At 68.9% G+C, this 17,897-nt stretch carries 25 protein-coding genes; 15 read left to right on the top strand and 10 right to left on the bottom strand.

From position 1 onward, the window contains the following. Positions 1-37: 37 nt before the first annotated feature. On the top strand, positions 38-853 hold the full coding sequence (locus G6N26_RS08435; RefSeq protein ID WP_083019209.1) for an IclR family transcriptional regulator: 816 nt from the start codon (positions 38-40) through the stop codon (positions 851-853). Here G6N26_RS08435 and phtC read toward each other — a convergent pair. The 5 genes from phtC to G6N26_RS08410 are packed head-to-tail and all read right to left on the bottom strand — an operon-like array spanning position 850 to position 4,501. Further along, positions 850-1,593: a 3,4-dihydroxyphthalate decarboxylase gene (gene phtC, locus G6N26_RS08430; protein ID WP_083019206.1), complete on the bottom strand. Its 744-nt coding sequence runs from the start codon at positions 1,591-1,593 to the stop codon at positions 850-852. The two genes, G6N26_RS08435 and phtC, sit on opposite strands and share 4 nt — an antisense overlap. Next, positions 1,590-2,408, bottom strand: a complete 819-nt coding sequence (gene hcaB, locus G6N26_RS08425; RefSeq protein WP_083019205.1) for a 3-(cis-5,6-dihydroxycyclohexa-1,3-dien-1-yl)propanoate dehydrogenase — start codon at positions 2,406-2,408, stop codon at positions 1,590-1,592. The genes phtC and hcaB overlap by 4 nt, the downstream gene beginning before the upstream one ends. Next, positions 2,392-2,637 (bottom strand): dihydrodiol dehydrogenase, encoded by a 246-nt coding sequence (locus G6N26_RS08420; protein WP_067168159.1) that lies wholly within the window; start codon positions 2,635-2,637, stop codon positions 2,392-2,394. The genes hcaB and G6N26_RS08420 overlap by 17 nt, the downstream gene beginning before the upstream one ends. After that, complete coding sequence (locus G6N26_RS08415) at positions 2,634-3,161, bottom strand: 3-phenylpropionate/cinnamic acid dioxygenase subunit beta (RefSeq protein ID WP_083019203.1); 528 nt, start codon at positions 3,159-3,161, stop codon at positions 2,634-2,636. Before G6N26_RS08415 ends, G6N26_RS08420 begins: the two co-directional genes overlap by 4 nt. Further along, positions 3,158-4,501, bottom strand: a complete 1,344-nt coding sequence (locus G6N26_RS08410) for an aromatic ring-hydroxylating dioxygenase subunit alpha (RefSeq protein WP_083019201.1) — start codon at positions 4,499-4,501, stop codon at positions 3,158-3,160. The genes G6N26_RS08415 and G6N26_RS08410 overlap by 4 nt, the downstream gene beginning before the upstream one ends. Positions 4,502-4,775: 274 nt before the next feature. On the opposite strand from G6N26_RS08410, the gene G6N26_RS08405 reads away from it, so the two are divergent. The 5 genes from G6N26_RS08405 to G6N26_RS08385 are packed head-to-tail and all read left to right on the top strand — an operon-like array spanning position 4,776 to position 8,835. Then, positions 4,776-5,747, top strand: a complete 972-nt coding sequence (locus G6N26_RS08405; protein WP_067168162.1) for a Rieske (2Fe-2S) protein — start codon at positions 4,776-4,778, stop codon at positions 5,745-5,747. Further along, positions 5,744-6,229, top strand: coding sequence for a hemerythrin domain-containing protein (locus G6N26_RS08400; RefSeq protein ID WP_067168163.1), 486 nt, complete (start codon positions 5,744-5,746; stop codon positions 6,227-6,229). The genes G6N26_RS08405 and G6N26_RS08400 overlap by 4 nt, the downstream gene beginning before the upstream one ends. Positions 6,230-6,288: 59 nt before the next feature. After that, complete coding sequence (gene pcaH / locus G6N26_RS08395) at positions 6,289-7,053, top strand: protocatechuate 3,4-dioxygenase subunit beta (RefSeq protein ID WP_067168164.1); 765 nt, start codon at positions 6,289-6,291, stop codon at positions 7,051-7,053. Beyond that, positions 7,046-7,612 carry a protocatechuate 3,4-dioxygenase subunit alpha gene (gene pcaG, locus G6N26_RS08390; RefSeq protein WP_083019199.1) on the top strand — a complete coding sequence of 189 codons (567 nt, stop codon included), beginning with the start codon at positions 7,046-7,048 and terminating at the stop codon, positions 7,610-7,612. The genes pcaH and pcaG overlap by 8 nt, the downstream gene beginning before the upstream one ends. Further along, the gene (locus G6N26_RS08385) at positions 7,609-8,835 is read left to right on the top strand and encodes a lyase family protein (protein ID WP_083019197.1); all 1,227 of its coding nucleotides are present in this window, start codon (positions 7,609-7,611) and stop codon (positions 8,833-8,835) included. The genes pcaG and G6N26_RS08385 overlap by 4 nt, the downstream gene beginning before the upstream one ends. A 10-nt stretch (positions 8,836-8,845) precedes the next feature. On the opposite strand, the gene G6N26_RS08380 is transcribed toward G6N26_RS08385, so the two are convergent. The 4 genes from G6N26_RS08380 to G6N26_RS08365 form a co-directional block, all read right to left on the bottom strand. Next, the gene (locus G6N26_RS08380; RefSeq protein ID WP_067168167.1) at positions 8,846-9,109 is read right to left on the bottom strand and encodes a hypothetical protein; all 264 of its coding nucleotides are present in this window, start codon (positions 9,107-9,109) and stop codon (positions 8,846-8,848) included. A gap of 180 nt (positions 9,110-9,289) precedes the next feature. Further along, positions 9,290-9,502, bottom strand: a complete 213-nt coding sequence (locus G6N26_RS08375; RefSeq protein ID WP_179960355.1) for a hypothetical protein — start codon at positions 9,500-9,502, stop codon at positions 9,290-9,292. Between the two features lie 189 nt (positions 9,503-9,691). Then, entirely contained in the window at positions 9,692-10,531 is an 840-nt protein-coding gene (locus G6N26_RS08370) for a class I SAM-dependent methyltransferase (RefSeq protein WP_067168169.1), read from the bottom strand. Continuing rightward, positions 10,531-10,836, bottom strand: a complete 306-nt coding sequence (locus G6N26_RS08365) for a DUF2249 domain-containing protein (RefSeq protein ID WP_067168170.1) — start codon at positions 10,834-10,836, stop codon at positions 10,531-10,533. The genes G6N26_RS08370 and G6N26_RS08365 overlap by 1 nt, the downstream gene beginning before the upstream one ends. 56 nt (positions 10,837-10,892) lie before the next feature. On the opposite strand from G6N26_RS08365, the gene fdxA reads away from it, so the two are divergent. The 6 genes from fdxA (at position 10,893) to G6N26_RS08335 (ending at position 14,416) form a co-directional block, all read left to right on the top strand. Continuing rightward, the gene (gene fdxA / locus G6N26_RS08360; protein ID WP_083019195.1) at positions 10,893-11,249 is read left to right on the top strand and encodes a ferredoxin; all 357 of its coding nucleotides are present in this window, start codon (positions 10,893-10,895) and stop codon (positions 11,247-11,249) included. A gap of 24 nt (positions 11,250-11,273) precedes the next feature. Continuing rightward, positions 11,274-12,017, top strand: a complete 744-nt coding sequence (locus G6N26_RS08355) for a helix-turn-helix transcriptional regulator (protein ID WP_083019192.1) — start codon at positions 11,274-11,276, stop codon at positions 12,015-12,017. After that, on the top strand, positions 12,014-12,439 hold the full coding sequence (locus tag G6N26_RS08350) for a hypothetical protein (RefSeq protein WP_067168173.1): 426 nt from the start codon (positions 12,014-12,016) through the stop codon (positions 12,437-12,439). Before G6N26_RS08355 ends, G6N26_RS08350 begins: the two co-directional genes overlap by 4 nt. Positions 12,440-12,493: 54 nt before the next feature. Then, on the top strand, positions 12,494-12,838 hold the full coding sequence (locus tag G6N26_RS08345) for a cupin domain-containing protein (protein ID WP_083019190.1): 345 nt from the start codon (positions 12,494-12,496) through the stop codon (positions 12,836-12,838). Positions 12,839-12,844: 6 nt separating this feature from the next. Then, positions 12,845-13,786, top strand: coding sequence for an NAD(P)H-dependent flavin oxidoreductase (locus tag G6N26_RS08340; protein ID WP_083019188.1), 942 nt, complete (start codon positions 12,845-12,847; stop codon positions 13,784-13,786). A 186-nt stretch (positions 13,787-13,972) separates the two neighbouring features. Then, positions 13,973-14,416: an Rv2617c family stress response/phage resistance protein gene (locus G6N26_RS08335; protein WP_083019185.1), complete on the top strand. Its 444-nt coding sequence runs from the start codon at positions 13,973-13,975 to the stop codon at positions 14,414-14,416. A gap of 9 nt (positions 14,417-14,425) precedes the next feature. Here the strand turns inward: G6N26_RS08335 and G6N26_RS08330 are convergent, their stop codons facing one another. Continuing rightward, positions 14,426-14,926 (bottom strand): DUF1990 family protein, encoded by a 501-nt coding sequence (locus tag G6N26_RS08330; RefSeq protein ID WP_083019265.1) that lies wholly within the window; start codon positions 14,924-14,926, stop codon positions 14,426-14,428. A 57-nt stretch (positions 14,927-14,983) separates the two neighbouring features. Here G6N26_RS08330 and G6N26_RS08325 point away from each other — a divergent pair, with 57 nt between their 5' ends. The 3 genes from G6N26_RS08325 (at position 14,984) to G6N26_RS08315 (ending at position 17,875) form a co-directional block, all read left to right on the top strand. Next, complete coding sequence (locus tag G6N26_RS08325) at positions 14,984-15,868, top strand: aldo/keto reductase (protein WP_083019183.1); 885 nt, start codon at positions 14,984-14,986, stop codon at positions 15,866-15,868. Between the two features lie 38 nt (positions 15,869-15,906). Further along, the gene (locus G6N26_RS08320; RefSeq protein ID WP_067168177.1) at positions 15,907-16,533 is read left to right on the top strand and encodes a PaaI family thioesterase; all 627 of its coding nucleotides are present in this window, start codon (positions 15,907-15,909) and stop codon (positions 16,531-16,533) included. Positions 16,534-16,618: 85 nt separating this feature from the next. Beyond that, positions 16,619-17,875 (top strand): amidohydrolase, encoded by a 1,257-nt coding sequence (locus G6N26_RS08315; RefSeq protein ID WP_083019181.1) that lies wholly within the window; start codon positions 16,619-16,621, stop codon positions 17,873-17,875. The last annotated feature ends 22 nt before the right edge of the window (positions 17,876-17,897 follow it).

Below are 17,897 nucleotides of genomic sequence, written 5' to 3'. Positions count from 1 at the left end.
ACGCGAAGTTGTGCCCACAACTGGTTACCGTTGAGCCATGCCACCCAAGCGTGAGCGCACCGGCTTGGACGCCGCGGCGGGGCCGCCCGCCGAATCGCTTGCGCCGCAGTATCCGATCGAGTCGGTCGACAATGCGCTCAAGCTGCTGTTGCTGTTGGGCGAACAACCCCAGATCCGGTTGAGCGAGGCGACCCGTTATCTGGGTGTGGCGTCGTCGACCGCACACCGGCTGCTGGCGATGCTGGCCTACCGCGGGTTCGTCCGGCAGGACCCGGTGTCCAAGGCGTACCTGCCCGGCCCGTCGTTGACCGGGGTGGCGTTCGCCATCTTCGGCCGTATCGACATCGCGCGATCCGCCGCGCCCATCCTGCGCGGGCTCAGCGAGCAGCTGCGCGAAACGGTGCACGTGGGAATGCTCGACGGCGCCAGCGTCCGCTTCGTCGCCGCCGTCGAGGGTCCGGCCGCGGTGCGGGTGGCGTCCCGGCTGGGTCGCGCGATGCCCGCGCACTGCACCTCGACGGGCAAGGTGATGCTGGCCCAGTTGTCGCCACCGGAACTGCGTGCGCTGCTGCCGCACGAACGGCTCGAGCGCATCACCACGCATTCGATCGCCAGCCGCGCCGAGCTGGAGGCCGAGCTGTCCGGCGTCCGCGAGCGCGGCTACGCCACCAACCGGGAAGAAAGCGAGGAAGGCGTCGCCTCTGTCGCCGTGCCCATCCCGACCCGGGCCCCCGGCCTGCGGCTCGCGCTCAACGCCGCCGCGCCGCAGCACCGGCTGGACACCTCCCGGTATCCCGCGGTCGCCGCCGCACTTGTCAACGCCGCCAAGGAGATTGGCGATCAGCTCAGCTAAGCCGGTGACGGTGGCGGCCCCGACGGGAGCCGCGCCACTTCGTGGCGCCAGGCCGCCTCGGCGGTGAACGCGGGCCCCAGGTCCGGTAGTTCCTCCCAGTCCGCGTCGTCGATGTCGCGCAGCGTGCCGCCGGCCGCGCGCACCCGCAACGACATCCGCGCCAGCGCGTCAAGGCTGATCGCCTGCAGCACCGCCTGCGGCACCGTGGCTGCCGCACTGGTGATTCCGTGCCCGCGGCAGATCACCACGGGCGCACCGCGCATGGCCGCCACCATCTCCTTGCCCAGCCGCGAATCCCGGATCAGCACGGCACGTTCGTAGACGGGGACACCGCCGCGCGCGAGCCAGGCGCCGGGAATGTCGTAGGCGCCGTAGATGGGCCGGATGGTGATGCCGGCCAGGTCGGCCGCGACCACCGCCGGTGGATGCAGGTGCGCGACCGCCGTATGGCGCGGGTCGGCCAGCATGGTCTCGACGTGGATGGGCAGTTCGTTGGGCACCCGGTACTCGTCGAGTTCGCCTGGGGCGCCGGCGGTGCCGTCGAATCGGACGAGCCGGATGTCGCTGGGCCGGGTGAACGCCACCCCGTCGTCGGCGTCACTGCGGCAGCGCACCAGCAGGCGCTCGTCGTCGACCCGCTGGCTCAGGTGGCCCAGCATGCCGTCGACCAGGCCGCGGGCGGCCGCGACGCGGCAGCCCTGCGCGACCAGGGTCCGTTGCCGTTCCAGTCGGTCGCTCACGGCTGGGTCCGTTTCGGCTCGGATGTGGGCGCGCCGAGGCCGAATCCACCGTCGGGGCGCACGGTTTCGCCGGTGATCCCACGGGAGCGGTCGGACGTCAGGAACACGTAACTGAACGCGTGGTCCTCGCCGGTGAGCGCGACGTGCAGGGGGGTGCGGGCCGCCACCTCGGCGGCCCGGTCGGGTCTGTCGTCCAGGCGGGTGTCGCCCAGTCCCAGGCTGGCGAGGCCGCGCAGATCGGTGTGCAGTGTGCCGCCGGGCGCCACGCCGTTGACCCGGATCCCCGGCGCCAACTCGTAGGCCAGCGCCGAGACCAGCCCGCGCACCGCGAATTTCGAGGAGACGTAGAGCGCGCCGCCGCGTCCGGGATAGAACGACGAGGCGGACTCGGTCAGCACGATCGAGGACGCCGGCGCGCGCCGCAGCGCCGGAATCGCCGCCTTGACCGACTGCAGATGGCTGAGCACGTTGGTGCGAAACATCTCGTCGAACGCCCCGGGCAGGTCGTGCGGGTCGATGTCGCCGATTCCCTTGTAGAAGTCGAAGATTCCGACGCAGTTGATCAGGGTGTCCAGCCCGCCGAAGGCATTCACCGCGGCGGCGACGGCCCGTTCGTTGGCCTCGTAGGTGGTCGCGTCGCCCTCGACCACCGGGACATCGGGAAGTTGTCCGCGCAAGGTGGCGCACTTTTCCCGATCACGTTCCAGCGCAGCGACTTTCGCGCCTTCGCCGCGAAACGCATCGACCACGGCGCGGCCGATCCCCGAACCGGCGCCGACGACCAGCGCGCGCTTGCCCTCAAGCCAGCCCGCCATCGCCCTCCTCGGGATCGTCGGGCAGCAGCGGCGCGTGGGACTTGCCGACCATGGCAGCCAGCGTACGGGGGTTCTGCCAGGTCAAGGCCTCGACCTCGAGCGCGTCGAGGGTGATCCACTGCCCGGACCGGGGGGCGCTGATCAGCAGGCGCGACCCGTTGCGGGTGTCGACCCGGCGCACCACGACCTCGGTGAATTCGTTGGCGATCGTGATGGGTCCGTCGCTCATAAAAACACCGCCAGGTTCTGCATTCGTAGCACCGCCTCGTCGGCGAGGATAGTGCGGCGGGCCAACTTCCAGCGATCGCCACACCGGCGCAGCACGTCCTCGCGTCCGCAGGACATCAGGGCGCCGTCGTTGACGTCGCCGCGGCTGCGAAACAGCAGTTCGGCCGATTCGACCACCAGGTGTGCCGGGTCCTCGGGGTCGTCGCACTCAAAGGTCCGCACGTTGGTGATGAAGTGCCGCAGCCGCGACGGCGGGTCCTCGGCCCACACGTGCTCGGTGCCCATCCGCGCGACCCGCTGGGTCAGGGAGTACTTGTCCTCGTCGAAATGGGCCATTCCCGGCGACGTGTCGAAGCCGGCGCCACGCGCGGTCGTGACCCGCACCGGCATGGTGTAACGGATGTCGTCGGTCAGCGTGTCCAGCCACTCCTCATACCGCTGGGCGTCGAGCAGGTACGCCTCGTCCACCAGGAACTGGTGCGCCTCGAGGTGGCGGATATCGTTGAAGGGTACGGACTTCCTCATGCGCCGACCCCCTGCAGGTAGTCGGCCCACATGGTGAGCAGGGCCCGCTGGTTGTGCTCGTTGTAGCCGACCTGGGCGCGTCCGGGGCCGTGAAAGGCGTTGGGTGCCAAGGCCTCGACGACGGGCCGGTCGTCGGCGAGCAGGCCCATGCGGCTGTTCAGCAGCAGCCGCCGCGCCATCGAACCGCCCGCGGTGGTGGTCAGCGACACCCAGTTCTCCACATCGTCCTGTTCGAACATGCCCGTCGACCCGAAGCACATCAGGTACGCCTTGTACGAATCCTGTTTGTACTGCGGGGGAGCGGCGGAATCCACGGCGAACCACGAACAGACCTCGGTCTCGTTCTCGCTGATGGGCTGCCACAGCCTTATCGAGATGAACGGCAGCACCTGCTCACTGCCGGGCAGCTTGGGCCAGTTGTGCACGAAACTCAGGTTGGGAAAGCAGGTCGCGGCCGAGATCATGAACCCGTCCTCGCCGACCACCCGCTGCTGTTGCGGCGTCCACACGTCCCTGATCCGGTCGATCATGTCGTCGGGATAACCGACGTAGCGCATCCGCTCCTCGAAGTTGCCGGGGGGCAGTTTGTAGGTGGTACCCCCGCCGCGGTGCGCCCAGTAGGTGGCGCCGTCCTTGCGCTTCTGGGCTTTTGGCTCGCGGAACAGGCCGATGTCCACGATCGACGCGTGGGTGTGCGGGGTGTGGTACATGTCGCCGGCGAAGTTCTCCGCGCCGATCTTCCAGTTCGCCTTGATCCGCCAGCGCTGCGGCCCACGCACCTCGACGCCACCGGCGCTTTGTTTGGTGTAGTAGTCCAGGTAGAACCTGAAGTCGCCCAGGAAGTCTTGCAGCGGATCGGCATTCGGATCCAGGCTGATAAACAGCAGGCCGTTGTAGCTCGCGAAATTCGGTGCGGGCAACAGGGTTTGGTTTTTGGCAAAGCCCTCGTCTCCGCCGTAGGCCTCCCGGTGGAAGGGAAGCCCGGTGAGCCGGCCGTCGTTGCGGTAGGTCCAGCCGTGGTACGGGCAGCGAAAGTTGGAGGCGTTTCCCATCTCCGCGCGACAGACCTGCATCCCGCGGTGCAGGCACATATTGAACAGCGCCCGGACCTCCCCGGTGGAATCGCGGGTGATGATGAACGAGTCGTCGAGGACCCGGCGCACCACGTAGTCGCCGTCGTGCCGGATTTCGGACTCGTGACCCACGAACGTCCACGCCCGGCCGAATAGCCGTTCCTTTTCCAGCGCGAACAGTTCCCGGTCGTTGTAGATGTGCGCGGGGATCATCCCGCGGCGCACGTTGTCGAACACCCCGACCAATTCGTCGCTTTGGCCCGCCATCAATTCCTCTGTTCTAAAGAAATACTCTCCGCTCAGTAGAATCCCGCACTCTTCGGTGCCGGTCAATCGACGCGGCGATCGCGTCGGAGGGTGCCCACCAGAATCCTGGGGGCTGATTCACAGGTTGCACACAATTACAAGCCGGAAACCCCCGGCTACGGTGGGTCACGGCACCCGTTCGGCGTATGTGAGCGCGGAGTAAACTGCGGGTAATCGTTCGGTTTTGCGGTTATTAACGGGTATTTTCCACTGATTTGAGGAAAGGCAGGGTGCCATGGTGGGTCGGCCACGCGGGGGTCGATTGCAGCGGGTCGGATCGAAGGTTCTGGCCGCTATCGGGCGCCAGGAGTGGATGGATCGACCGAGCTATCGGTTCGAACACCTGCTCAGCTTCGCCTACAACGGGCTGGGCGGCGCCCGCAACAGCGTCGCCAACGCGCTCAACGGGGTGTGGCTCGGGCACCCGGTGCACCCGCCGCTGGCGTCGCTGACCAGTGGCGCGCTCGGCACGACGGTGGCACTGGACGCGCTCAGCCTGCTGCCGGGCCAGCCCGCGTCCGAGGTCGTCGACGCCTCGCGCTTCGCCTCCCGCGCCCTCGGGGTCGGCATTCTGGCGAGCCTGGGCTCGGCCGTCACCGGCGTCACCGACTGGCAGCACACCCACGAGGAGGACCGCCGGGTCGGCGCCGTACACGGCCTGCTAAACGTGGCCGCCACCGCGCTGTACATGCAGTCGTGGTGGGACCGGCGCAAGGGGCGCCACGGGCGGGGCATCGTGCTCACCGCGCTGGGCTACGGCATCACCGTCGCCGGCAGCTACCTCGGTGGGGCGCTGGTTTTCGACTCCGGCATCGGCATCGACCAGTCGGGCCCGCGGCTGCGTACCTCCACCTGGACACCGGTGCTGCCGGCGAGCTCGCTCAACGGCAAACCGGTACGCGTCGAGGTCGACGGGGTGGGCCTGGTGGTCTGTCAGACCGAGCCAGGAGAAGTCGCGGCGTACGGCGAATTCTGCCCTCACCTGGCCGCCCCGATGGCCGACGGCTGGATGGACCGTGGCCGGTTGGTGTGCCCCTGGCACGGCTCGTGGTTCGCCGCCGAGTCGGGCGAGGTGGTGCGCGGTCCGGCAGCGGCGCCGCTGCCGTGCTACGAGGCCCGGTTGGTCGACGGGGTGGTCGAAGTCCGCGGTGAGCAGCAGCACGCTCCCGGCGGCGCGGTCGGAATCGCTAAAGGAGGAGCCAATTGAACGCCTACGACGTGCTCAAGGAACATCACATCGTGATCAAGGGCCTCGGCCGCAAGATCAGCGACGCGCCGGTGAATTCCGAAGAGCGACATGAACTTTTCGACGATTTGCTGATCGAGCTCGACATCCACTTCCGGATCGAGGACGACCTGTACTACCCGGCGCTGCGCGCGGCCACCAAGCTGATCGCGGTCGCCCACGCCGAACACCGCCAAGTCGTCGACCAGCTTTCGGTGCTGCTGCGCACCCCACAAAGCTCGCCCGGCTACGAGGACGAGTGGAACTCCTTCAAGACGGTGCTGGAGGCGCACGCCGACGAGGAGGAACGCGACATGATCCCGGCCCCGCCGGAGGTCAAGATCACCGACGACGAACTCGAAGAGCTCGGCAACAAAATGGCCGCGAAGATGGAGCAATACCGGGGCTCCGCGGCGTACAAGATGCGTACCAAGGGTCGCGCGGCGCTGGTGCGCTCCCTCTAGCCCGACGACACCGCCCGCTTGCGGGTTTCGGGGGAGCATCGAGAGTAGCGTCACGCCTCATGGACGCCGAGTGTGTCGCTTCTCAGGCTGACATCACGGCGGAGATCGCCCGCATCGCAGCGCAATACTTGGGCGCCGCCGGGGGAGACGGGCAGCCGCGGCTCGACTATCCGCCGTATCGCAGCACGACGCTGCGCCATCCGAAACAACCTCTGGTCGAGCTCGACCCCGAGGGGGTCGAGCTCTGGGCGCCGTGCTTCGGCCACCAGGACGTCGACCCGCTCGACGCCGACCTCACGGCCGGGCATCCGGGCGAGCCGATCGGGGAGCGCGTCGTGGTGACCGGACGCGTCCTCGACGAAGGCAACCGGCCGGTGGCGGGCCAACTGGTCGAGATCTGGCAGGCCAACGCCGGCGGGCGTTACCGCCACCAGCGTGACCAGCACCCGGCCCCGCTCGACCCGAACTTCACCGGCGCCGGGCGCTGCCTGACCGGGCCGGACGGCTCCTATCGATTCCTGACCATCAAGCCCGGCCCTTACCCGTGGCGCAACCACCACAACGCCTGGCGCCCGGCGCACATCCATTTCTCCGTTTTCGGAACCGCTTTCACCCAGCGCTTGGTCACCCAGATGTACTTTCCGGGCGACCCGATGTTCGACCTTGATCCGATCTTTCAGTCCATCCTCGATCCGGCCGCGCGGCAGCGGCTGATCGCCCGCTACGACCACGACCTGACCGAGCCCGAGTACGCGACCGGGTACCGGTGGGACATCGTGCTGACTGGCGGCGCGCCGACACCCACCGAAGGCGCGCATGACTGAAACAGCCTGCACCCCAGCGCAAACGGTCGGACCCTTCCTCGACCTGGGGCTGCCGTACCCCGGTGACAGCGAGCTGGTCGACGGCGGCCACCCGCAGGCCATCCGGCTGCACGGCACCGTGTACGACGGCGGCGGCGCCGCGGTCCCCGACGCATTGGTCGAAGTCTGGCAGCCCGACAGCGCGGGACGCATTGCGCGGCAGGCCGGTTCGCTGCGCCGCCGCGACCCCACACCGTTCACCGGCTGGGGTAGGTGCGCGACCGACGGAGCCGGCCGTTACGCGTTCACCACCCTGCCCCCGGGTTCGATAATCGACGGGCGGCCCCCGTTCTTCGCGCTCACCGTGTTCGCCCGGGGGCTATTGAACCGGCTGTTCACCCGCGCCTACCTACCCGGAGCCGGCCCGGACGCCGATCCGCTGCTGGCGGCTGTTTCCGCCGAGCGCCTGGCCACGTTGCTCTGTGCCGCCGAAAACGACGGCGCCACATACCGTTTCGACATCCACCTGCAGGGACCGGCCGAGACCGTGTTTCTGGCGTACCGGGTGGACGCGCGATGACCAACCTGTTGTGGCCCGGCGACCATCGAGCCGGCGAGCACATGACCGATGAGGCGCTGCTGGGCTCGATGGTCGCGGTGGAATCCGCGTGGCTGAGCGCGCTGGCGGGCGCCGGACTGGCACCCACCCGGTGCGCCGGCGCCGACCTGTGGGATCTGGTCACGCACAACGACTGCGAGGCGCTCGCCGTTGCCGCCGAGGACGGCGGCAACCCCGTCGTCGGTCTGGTGACGCTGCTGCGCCACCGCGCGGAACCGGCCGTCGCGCCGTGGATTCACCGTGGGCTCACCAGCCAGGACGTGCTGGACACCAGCCTGATGCTGGCCACGCGCGCGGTCGCCGATGACCTGCTCACCCAGCTGAGAGAGCAGATCTCTGCGCTGTCCGAACTGGTCACACGGCACCGGGCCACGCCGATGGTGGCCCGCACCCTCACCCAGCACGCCGCCCCCACCACCTTCGGTGCCAAGGCCGCCGGCTGGCTGCATGCGGTCGTCGACGCCTTCGAGCGGGTGGCCACACTGAGCACGCCCGCCCAAATCGGCGGCGCGGCAGGGACATTGGCCGCCACCACGGAGTTGGCGGCGTTGCTCACCGGCACCTCCGACCCGGCCGGGGTGTCGGCGCGCCTCGCCGCGGACACGGCGACCGCGTTGGGCCTGGCGCTGCGGCCGCCCTGGCACACGGCCCGCGCGCCGATCACCGCAGCTGGCGACGCCCTCGTCGGCTGCACCGACGGCTGGGGCCGCATCGCCTCCGATGTCGTCACGCTGGCCCGCCCGGAGATCGCCGAACTCAGCGAGCCGACGGCGGACAACCGGGGCGGCTCGTCGTCCATGCCGCACAAGCGCAACCCCGTGCTGTCCATCCTGATCCGCCGCGCCGCCCTGTCGGCGCCGCCGCTGGCCGCAACCCTGCACACCGCCGCGGCCTTGGCCAACGACGAACGGCCCGACGGGGCGTGGCACGCCGAATGGGACACCCTGCGCACCCTGGGCCGGCGCACCGTGGTCGCGGGATCCCACACCGCGGAGTTGCTGACCGGACTGACCGTGCACACGCAGCGGATGGCCGAAAACCTCGACGCCGCAGATGTTCTGGGTGAGCAGCAAGCGGTCGCAGAGCTGGCGGGCAAACGGCCGTCACCGACCTACTTCGGCACCGTCGACCGGCTGGTCGACGACAGCCTGGGCCGCGCCGCGCGGGCACTCGCTCAGCGCTGAGCCGCGATCCTCAGTCGGCCACCGCGATCTCGATGGACAAGCACTCACCCAGGGCGTGCGCCGCCGCCCAGTCGCCGCCGCACACGGCGCGTTCGAGTTCGTCGACCAGCGGGCTGTTGGCACCCAGGTCGGCCAGCCACGCCGACACCGTCGCCGTGATCTGATGGGCGGGCACCCGGGCGACATGCCCCCGGTGGAGCCGATCGGTCAATTGGTAGATCGTGGCCGTCGGCCTCCGTTGCGGCCAATGAACCATCCATTTCGGTGAATTCATCGTCCCCTCCCCGCTAGCCTCAACGACTCACCCGTCCCCGGCGGCTCGTTCAGCTCTAGACCGCAATAGTACGTCTGTACCAATGCGTGGGTCGTCATTTCGGCCGTCAAAAATCGAACTTTTTCGTGGTTGTTGTTCATCGGGTCGCCTACCTGGTTCTGCAGCAGAAGAGCAGGCCGATCAATGCCGCGCCAATGAGGCACGGCCCGCCCGGGACATGATGCGTTGCAAGACGTTGTGGGACAGGTCGCCGTCGTTGGCCACCCTGGCGAGGCCGCGCCGCCTCAAGAACATGTCCAGCCGCCGATCGGGCGACCAGTCGGCGTAGATGGAGCCGAGGTAATGCGACTGCAGGAAATCCGACGCCAACGCGTCGAGGTCGGAATCCGTCAGCGACGGCGGGCTAACACCCATGGCCGGCAAGCTCCTTCGTTCTCCCCACAACTGCCGCAGCCAAGTTACGTCAGGGGGCGTCACTAAACCGTCACGCACAGATTGCGGAACGGGCCCAAAGTCGGGACCCGCTATCGGAAGCGACGCGCAAGGCGAACGGCGCAGCCGTCCTGGAGCCTGCCGGGGCGGTTAGCCCGTGACCGGAGCCGCCGGCTTGTGGGCGACGATCGCCACGGCGGCCAGTTGCTTGCGGTGCTTGCGGAACGTGCGGCGCATCGCCAGGACCCGCTTGCGGGCGTCGGGGTGCAGGAGCACGTTCCTGGCGAACCGCAGCGCCCCGACCAGGCCCTCGTCGGAGACCAGCCTGCGGGGCTGCAGCAGGGCCATGGGGGCGGTGGTGACGTTGTCGACCACCAATCCGTGCTCGCCGAGCAGCTTCGACCACTCCGCGATTGTCAACGGGCGCGCGTTCACCTTGATCGAACGCGCGAGCCCCTGCCGGATCTCGGTGCTGATCTCCTCGGAGACCGTGTCCGGGGTGAGGGCGAGTTCGTGGATCGCGTAGCGGCCCCCCGGGCGCAGCACGCGGGCCGCCTCGGCGACGATGGCCTGCTTGGCCGCGTCGCCCTGCATGGTCAGCATCGCCTCGCCGATGACGACATCGCTGCTGGCGTCCGGCAATCCGGTCTCGGCGGCGTCCGCCACCCGCACGGCGGCATTCTGCGCGCCGAGATCGGAAAGTACGCCGCGGACCATGTTGGCCGCGTCCGGGTCGCCCTCGGCGCCGACGTACGACCGGGGCCCGCGGGCCACGATCTCGGTGGCGGTGCGGCCCAGGCCCGGCGCCAGCTCGACCACGTCGGCGCCGTTGAGCTCCGCGCGAGACAGCAGGGTGCGGGTCAGCTCGACCCCGCCGGGGCGCAACACGCGCTTGCCGAGCCGCGCCAGCAGCCAATGGCCGGCCACGGCGCTGTCGTCGCGGCGCGATGCCGGCAACGGAAGTTCGGAACCTGCTCGTTGTCCTGGCATCAGATCTCCTGTCGCGCAGCGCTTTGCGGTGACTCCAGGACCAGCTCGTGGTGTCCACGGCGCACCGGGGGTGGGGTGTCGTTGAGCTTACCGATCCGGATCCGCCAGACGGGGCCTTCGTCGAGGTATTCCCATTCGTAGCCGCCGGGATAGTCGGCTTCGAATTCCTCGCGCAGGTGCTTGGGATCGTGGTTGTTCACCAGGACGAACGATTCGCCGACCTGCAGCGCGCCGTAGGCGGCGAAGATCGTCGGGTGCTTGTCCGGCTTACGCAACTCGCGTACGTCAAGTTCGTTGGCAGTCATGGTTCTCCGGCCTCGATCTCCAATTTCTACAAGACATCTTGTGTAAACTTTAGCCCATGACTTACGTGATCGGGAAGCCATGCGTCGATGTGATGGATCGTTCGTGCGTCGACGAGTGTCCCGTGGATTGCATTTACGAGGGCGGCCGGGCGCTCTACATTCATCCAGACGAGTGTGTCGACTGCGGCGCGTGTGAACCGGTTTGTCCGGTGGAGGCGATTTACTACGAAGATGACCTGCCTGAGGATCTCAAGCCGCACCTGGCCGACAATGGAGCATTCTTCGCCGAGACGCTGCCGGGCCGCGACGAGCCATTGGGGTCCCCGGGCGGGGCGGCCAAGGTTGGTGCGCTCGGCGTCGACACACCGCTGGTGGCGGGTCAGCCCAGTGCCGCCCGTTCGGACGGGGCGTAAAGGACTAGCAGTGTGAGGGACCCTGTGAAGACCCAGAGAACCCAGAAGGCGCAGAAGACCCAGAAAGCCGAGAAGTCCGAGAAGCGCCAGGAGCTTCAGGGTTCGGTCGCGGGCGAATCGGCCGGCCGGCGCCGCGCGGTGATGCGGTTGCTCCGCGCCTCGCCGGATCCGATGAGCATCGCCGGGATCGCCGATGAACTGCGTGTGCACCCCAACACCGTCCGCTTCCACCTCGACAGCCTGGTCACCGACGGGCAGGTCGAGCACGTCGAGCTGGACCGCAAGGGCCCGGGGCGCCCCCCGCTGATGTTCCGTGCGGTCCGGCAGATGGACCGCGGCGGGACGCGCCACTACCGGCTGCTCGCCGAGATCCTCACCATGGCCTTCGCCACCGAGCGCGATCCGGGGCCCAAGGCCCTCGCCGCGGGCCGTGCCTGGGGACGCAAGGTGGATGCCGAGCTGCATCCGCCGGCCGCCGCCCCCGCCAACGCCGAAGAGGTCATCGCCCGTTTGATCGATGTCCTCGACGAACTGGGCTTTGCGCCCGAGCGCCGGGTGGTCGACGGCGAACAGCAAGTCGGGCTGCGGCACTGCCCGTTTCTGGAATTGGCCGAAAACCGATCGAATGTGGTGTGTCCGGTGCACCTCGGCCTCATGCAGGGGGCGGTGGAAACCTGGGGGGCGCCGGTCTCGGTGGACCGGCTCGACCCGTTCGTCGAGCCGGATCTGTGTCTGGCTCACCTCACTCTGCAAGGGGCGGCCAAATGACCACCGGAACGGCGATCGCCGTCGCGCTCACCTTCGTCTGGCTCGGCATGGTGCTGGCCATCTCGTTCCTGGAAGCGCCGCTGAAGTTCCGGGCGCCCAATGTGACGTTGCAGATCGGGCTCAGCATCGGCCGGCTGGTCTTCCGCGCGCTCAACACCGTCGAGGTGGCGTTTGCGCTCGTCATCGGGGCGATCGTGATCGCGGGCCCGAGCCGGACGGGCGTCATCGTGGCGATTGCCGTCGCGGTCGCCGCACTGGCCGTGCAGCTGGTCGTCGTGCGGCCCGCATTGACCCGTCGTTCCGACCGGGTGCTGGCCGGATCGGACGGACCGCGCTCCCGGGCGCACTACGGCTACGTCGCGCTGGAGGCGGTCAAGGTCGCCGGCCTCATCGCGGCGGGGATACTGCTACTGAGCGGTTAACCTCCAACCCTCAAGGCCGTTGGTGAAAGGCCTTGCAACTACGAAGGACTCACAATGGATTCCATTTCGTTGACCGACCTCGCGTCCGAAAAGCTCGCCGAGGCCAAGCAGTCCCACAGCGGGCGGGCCGCGCACACCATCCACGGCGGACACAGCCACGAGCTTCGGCAAACCGTGCTGGCCCTGCTGGCCGACCACGACCTCTCCGAGCACGACAGCCCCGGCGAGGCCACGCTGCAGGTGCTGCACGGCCACGTGCGCCTGACCACCGGCGGCGACGCCTGGGAGGGCAAGGCCGGCGGATACCTTGCGATTCCGCCCGAGCGCCACGCCCTGCACGCGATCGAGGATTCGGTGGTCCTGCTGACCGTGCTGAAGACCATCCCGTCGGCGCACTAGCCGCCGATGCTCTCGACGCCCTGGGCAACGAGCTTCGGTCTACGGGTACCCATCGTCAACGCCCCGATGGGCGGGGTCGCCGGCGGCCGGCTGGCCGCGGCGGTCACGGCCGCCGGAGGTCTGGGCATGGTCGGCATGGGCAGCGTCGCGACTCGCGAACTGCTGGCCGAGCAGCTTCAGCAGGTCGACGGCCGGTTCGGCATCGGCCTGGTCGACTGGGTGATGCGCAATGAGGAGGGCCTGTTCGAGGATGCGCTCGCCGCGCGGCCCGCCCTGTTGTCGGTCAGTTTCGGCACCGACTGGTCCTGGGTCGCCAAGGCGCATGACGCCGGAATCCCCACCGTCACACAGGTTTACGACGGCGATGGGGCGCGCAGGGCCGTCGATGCCGGCGTCGACATCCTGGTCGCCCGCGGGTCCGAGGGCGGCGGGCACGGCGAGGTCAAGCTGGGCCTGCTGCCGCTGCTGGACGCCGTCCTGGACGCCGTCCCGGTGCCGGTGCTCGCCGGTGGCGGCGTCGCCTCGGCGCGCAGCCTGGCCGCCGTGCTGGCCGCCGGCGCCAACGGCGCGTGGGTGGGCACCCGCCTGTCGGCCTGTCCCGAGGCGCTGACCGGCGACGCCGGGCGCCGGGCCCTGGTCGCCGCCACGGAAACCGACACCGCCGTCACCCGGGTCTTCGACGTCGCCAAGGGGCTGCCCTGGCCGGCGCGATTCCCGTCGCGGGTGCTGGCCAACGACTTCGTCGAGCACTGGACGGGTCACGAAGAAGCGCTGGACCCGGGGGCCTGCGAGGAGCTGGCGACGGCGATCGCGACGGGGGACTGCCGGATCGCGCCCGTGGATGCCGGTCAGGGCGTCGGGATGATCCGCGACGACGCGTCGGTGGGCGAGGTCATCGACGAGATGTGCGCGGGTGCGGCACGGTTGCTGTCCGGCTGGGGCGCATAGGACCGCTGGTCGTCAGCTGGCGTGACGCTCGGCGCTGGTCGTCGCGCTGGCGTGGCGCGCGGCGACGTCACGCTGCAGGGCCCCCCGTCGTGCGTTCCTTCGGTGTTTCTAACAGACAAAATGCTTGACGCTAGAGTCTATCCATTCTACCGTTCGAAATATTATCCGTTAGAAATGGAGGCACCCATGAGCACCAAACAAGTCAGCGCGGCCCCCGCCCTCGCCGAGCAGTTACGGGACCCGGCCTATTCGGCCTACCTCGCGCTTCGCACGGTGTTCACGATCGCGCCGATCGTGTTCGGCTTGGACAAGTTCTTCAACCTGCTGACCCACCCGCATCACTGGAGCATGTATCTGGCCGGCTGGATCGACGACCTGGTTCCCGGAACGGCCGATCAGTGCATGTATCTCGTCGGGGTCGTCGAGATCGTGGCCGGGGTGGTGGTGGCGGTCGCCCCACGGTTGGGCGCCTGGGTGGTCGCGGCCTGGCTGGCCGGAATCATCATCGACCTGGTCAGCGGGCCCGGCTTCTACGACGTCGCGCTGCGCGACTTCGGGCTGTTCGTGGGCGCCATCGCGCTGGCCCGGCTGGCGCAGGGCGTGCACAGTGGCCGCATCGCGGCCCGGTAGCCCGAGGCGTCACACCGCCCGCAGGTAGCGCTTGGCGATGAGCCGCTGGGTTATCCGCACCACCGGCCCGCCGGCCTTGCTCCACCAGGTCGCCGGACGGGAGAACGCCGACACCTCCGCGTACACCGCGGAGGTGATCGGGTCGTAGTGCACCACGAAGCGTTCCTCGCCGGACTCCGGGTGTCCTGGCAGGGTGCCGTAGCCGAAGCCGCGAATGTCGGGTTCGTCGACGACGTATACAACCCGGCACGGCGCCGGCAGAAAGCCCATCCGCACCACCACCACCGCGTCGACGACGGCGATCTCGGAGCTGGCCTGCACGCGCAGCCCCGAGCCGCGTTGCATGCCCCAGCGCAGGACGGCGTCAGCCGCCTGCTCGAAACGCTGCCGGCCCGTGCCGATTTGGCGCTCGGCGTGTTGATGGTCGTATCCGGCGGGCAGCTCGCCGGCCGCCGTCGCACCCACCTCCCGATAGGTCAGCGGAAGTTCCTCGAGCGCTCGTAGGTCCACGCGTTCAGCTTGCCACGCCGAGATGCGCGGCGGCATTCTGCGAGTACGGTCGGAGAAATGACCGCACAAAACGCGAAAACCGTTGCCGGGGCGTCCGGAACATTCACCCTCGGTGGAGATCTGACCATCAACCGACTCGGCTTCGGGGCGATGCGTCTGACGGCCAAGGGCGTGTGGGGTCCGCCCGACGACCGCGACGAATGCGTCCGGGTGCTGCGCCGCGCCGTCGAACTCGGGGTGAACTTCATCGACACCGCCGATTCCTATGGACCGTACTTCTCCGAGGAGATCATCCACGAGGCGCTGCATCCCTATGACGGTCTGGTGATTGCAACCAAGGCGGGGCTGCTGCGTACCGGCCCGGACATCTGGATTCCGTTGGGTAACCCCAGTTATCTGCGCCAGGAATGCGAGCTGAGCCTGCGCCGGCTGGGCGTGGACACCATCGACCTGTTCCAGCTGCACCGCATCGACAAGCACTACCCGCTGGAGGATCAGGTCGGCGAGCTGCTCGCCCTCAAGAACGAAGGCAAGATCCGCCACATCGGCCTGTCGGAGATCAACGTCGACCAGCTCACCGCCGCGCAGAAGATCACCGAAATCGTGTCGGTGCAGAACATGTACAACCTGACGGCCCGCGACGCCGAGCCGCTGCTGGACGCGGTGACCGAACAGGGCATCGGGTTCATCCCGTGGTTCCCGCTGGCCGCCGGGCCGCTGGCCGCCCCCGATGGGCCGCTGCAGCGCATCGCCGCCGAGCACGACGCCACGCCGTCGCAGCTGGCGCTGGCCTGGCTGCTGAAGCGGTCGCCGGTGATGCTGCCGATTCCGGGCACCTCGAAGGTGGCGCACCTGGAGGAGAACGTCGCCGCCGCCGAGATCACGCTGTCCGACGACGAGTTCGAGACCCTGTCCGCCGCCGGGGCTCAACAGAGCGGCTAGCCACCACGCGAAAGCGCGCGGCCGCCGGGCAATACGGTGTGGTGGTGGCCGAACATCAGCGACACCCCGGCGGTGGATTCAACCCGCCCGAACCCACCACCAAGGGTGGGCCCGACTACGGCAGGTTCATCGACGCCGTGCGCGCGTTGCAGGATCACGCCCGCGCCGCCGACGCCCCCGACGAGGTGATCACCGAGGCGGCCGACCTAATGGAGAAGGTGTCGGCGTTGCTCGCGCCGTTCGACGCCGACGAATGGGCGTCCCCGTCGGGCCGGCGGATGGACCTGCCGATGCGGGGGAACATCCTGACGATCCCGATGTCGGCGCGCAAGGGTGACGACGGCCGCGTCCACGGCGAGGCCCGATTCGCCCGGTTCCACCTCGGGCGCAACGGCGCCGTGCACGGCGGGTCGCTGGGGATGCTCTTCGACACTGTGCTGGGTCTGACGGCGGTGTTGCTCACCGGCAGCCGTCGCCAGCGCACCGCCTACCTCAAGATCGACTACCGCAACATCGTTCCGGTCGACCAGGAACTGCAGTTCGACGCCGGCGTCGACCGGGTGGACGGGCGCAAGATCTTCGTGTCGGGCCGGTTGACCGATGGCGAGCGCCTGCTGACCGAGGCCGACGCGCTGTTCGTGCGGCTCAAACCCGGCCAGCCCTGACACGACCGGGCCGAGTGGGTACCCCGGTCGGTGTGGCCCGCAAGGTTTTTCGTCGGGCCTCGCCGCACCAGGGAGGACGGAAACGATGAATAGCGACTCGGCGGTGCTCGCCGGTTTGACCGACGTCCGCGGCTGGCAGGAGGACTTCTACCGCGACCTGCACCGGCATCCGGAACTGTCGCACGACGAACACCGGACCGCGGCGGCGGTGGCCCTACGCCTGCGCGAGTTCGGCTACGACGTGCACGAGGGCGTCGGCGGCACCGGCGTGGTCGGGATCCTGCGCAACGGCAACGGTCCCACCGTCATGCTGCGCGCCGACATGGACGCTCTGCCGGTGGCCGAGGACACCGGGCTCCCGTACGCCAGCGCCGTCACCGCCACCGACGCGGACGGCAACCAACGTCCGGTGATGCACGCCTGCGGGCACGACGTCCATGTGACCTGCCTGCTCGGCGCCGCCTCGCTGCTCGCCGCCGCGCGCGCGCCGTGGCGCGGCACCGTAGTCGCGCTGTTCCAGCCCGCCGAGGAAGTCGGAGACGGCGCGCGGTGCATGGTCGACGACGGGCTGGCGAAGCTCGTCGGTCCCGTCGACGTCGCACTGGCCCAGCATGTGCTGCCGTTGCCGGCCGGCCGGGTGGCGACGTGCTCCGGGCCCGTCCTGACGACCGCCGACAGCATGCGAATCACCGTGCATGGCCGCGGCGGGCACGGCTCGATGCCGCAGGCGGCCGTCGATCCCGTGGTGCTGGCCGCCATGATCGTGATCCGGTTGCAGACCGTCGTCTCGCGCGAGATCGCACCCGCCGAGCCCGCGGTGTTGACGGTCGGCAGGATCGAGGCGGGCGCCAAGAGCAATGTCATCGGCGACCGCGCGGTGCTGGAGCTGAACCTGCGCACCTACAACGAGCAGACCCGCGCCAGAATGCTCGAGGCGATCCGGCGCATCGTCACCGCCGAGTGCCAGGCGTCCGGTTCCCCGAAGGAGCCCGATTTCGCGCTGACGGACCACTTTCCGGCTACCGACAACGATCCCGCGGTCACCGCGCGGGTGCGTGCCGCGTTCGACGATTTCTTCGGTGACCGGGCAGGCGAGCTTCCTCCGCAGACTGCGAGCGAGGACTTCAGCGACATTCCCCGCGCGCTCAACGCCCCGTACACCTATTGGGGGATAGGCGGAATCGATCCCGACGTCTATCGCAAGGCCGACTCGGCGGGCCGCGTCGCCGAGGACATACCCGTCAACCATTCCCCGCGGTTCTTCCCCGTCATCCAGCCCACGCTCGACACTGGCACGCAGGCATTGACGGTCGCCGCGCTGGCGTGGCTGGGGTCTTCCTAGCTTGCACCAAATACGTTGCAAA

This window comes from Mycobacterium marseillense (genome assembly GCF_010731675.1).
In the GTDB taxonomy this organism is placed as follows: Bacteria; Actinomycetota; Actinomycetes; order Mycobacteriales; family Mycobacteriaceae; genus Mycobacterium; species Mycobacterium marseillense.
This window is presented reverse-complemented; position numbering and strand designations above follow the sequence as displayed.

Excerpts from the sequence above, each read along its gene's own strand:
- G6N26_RS08345 (WP_083019190.1), top strand. The coding sequence starts at position 12,494 with ATGGATTCCATTTCGTTGACCGACCTCGCGTCCGAAAAGCTCGCCGAG.
- G6N26_RS08350 (WP_067168173.1), top strand. The coding sequence starts at position 12,014 with ATGACCACCGGAACGGCGATCGCCGTCGCGCTCACCTTCGTCTGGCTC.
- G6N26_RS08365 (WP_067168170.1), bottom strand. The coding sequence starts at position 10,836 with ATGACTGCCAACGAACTTGACGTACGCGAGTTGCGTAAGCCGGACAAG.
- G6N26_RS08405 (WP_067168162.1), top strand. The coding sequence starts at position 4,776 with ATGGTGGGTCGGCCACGCGGGGGTCGATTGCAGCGGGTCGGATCGAAG.
- G6N26_RS08340 (WP_083019188.1), top strand. The coding sequence starts at position 12,845 with ATGCTCTCGACGCCCTGGGCAACGAGCTTCGGTCTACGGGTACCCATC.
- G6N26_RS08315 (WP_083019181.1), top strand. The coding sequence starts at position 16,619 with ATGAATAGCGACTCGGCGGTGCTCGCCGGTTTGACCGACGTCCGCGGC.
- pcaH (WP_067168164.1), top strand. The coding sequence starts at position 6,289 with ATGGACGCCGAGTGTGTCGCTTCTCAGGCTGACATCACGGCGGAGATC.
- pcaG (WP_083019199.1), top strand. The coding sequence starts at position 7,046 with ATGACTGAAACAGCCTGCACCCCAGCGCAAACGGTCGGACCCTTCCTC.
- G6N26_RS08380 (WP_067168167.1), bottom strand. The coding sequence starts at position 9,109 with ATGAATTCACCGAAATGGATGGTTCATTGGCCGCAACGGAGGCCGACG.
- hcaB (WP_083019205.1), bottom strand. The coding sequence starts at position 2,408 with ATGGCGGGCTGGCTTGAGGGCAAGCGCGCGCTGGTCGTCGGCGCCGGT.
- G6N26_RS08410 (WP_083019201.1), bottom strand. The coding sequence starts at position 4,501 with ATGGCGGGCCAAAGCGACGAATTGGTCGGGGTGTTCGACAACGTGCGC.
- G6N26_RS08415 (WP_083019203.1), bottom strand. The coding sequence starts at position 3,161 with ATGAGGAAGTCCGTACCCTTCAACGATATCCGCCACCTCGAGGCGCAC.
- G6N26_RS08335 (WP_083019185.1), top strand. The coding sequence starts at position 13,973 with ATGAGCACCAAACAAGTCAGCGCGGCCCCCGCCCTCGCCGAGCAGTTA.
- fdxA (WP_083019195.1), top strand. The coding sequence starts at position 10,893 with ATGACTTACGTGATCGGGAAGCCATGCGTCGATGTGATGGATCGTTCG.
- G6N26_RS08385 (WP_083019197.1), top strand. The coding sequence starts at position 7,609 with ATGACCAACCTGTTGTGGCCCGGCGACCATCGAGCCGGCGAGCACATG.
- G6N26_RS08325 (WP_083019183.1), top strand. The coding sequence starts at position 14,984 with ATGACCGCACAAAACGCGAAAACCGTTGCCGGGGCGTCCGGAACATTC.
- G6N26_RS08435 (WP_083019209.1), top strand. The coding sequence starts at position 38 with ATGCCACCCAAGCGTGAGCGCACCGGCTTGGACGCCGCGGCGGGGCCG.
- G6N26_RS08420 (WP_067168159.1), bottom strand. The coding sequence starts at position 2,637 with ATGAGCGACGGACCCATCACGATCGCCAACGAATTCACCGAGGTCGTG.
- G6N26_RS08370 (WP_067168169.1), bottom strand. The coding sequence starts at position 10,531 with ATGCCAGGACAACGAGCAGGTTCCGAACTTCCGTTGCCGGCATCGCGC.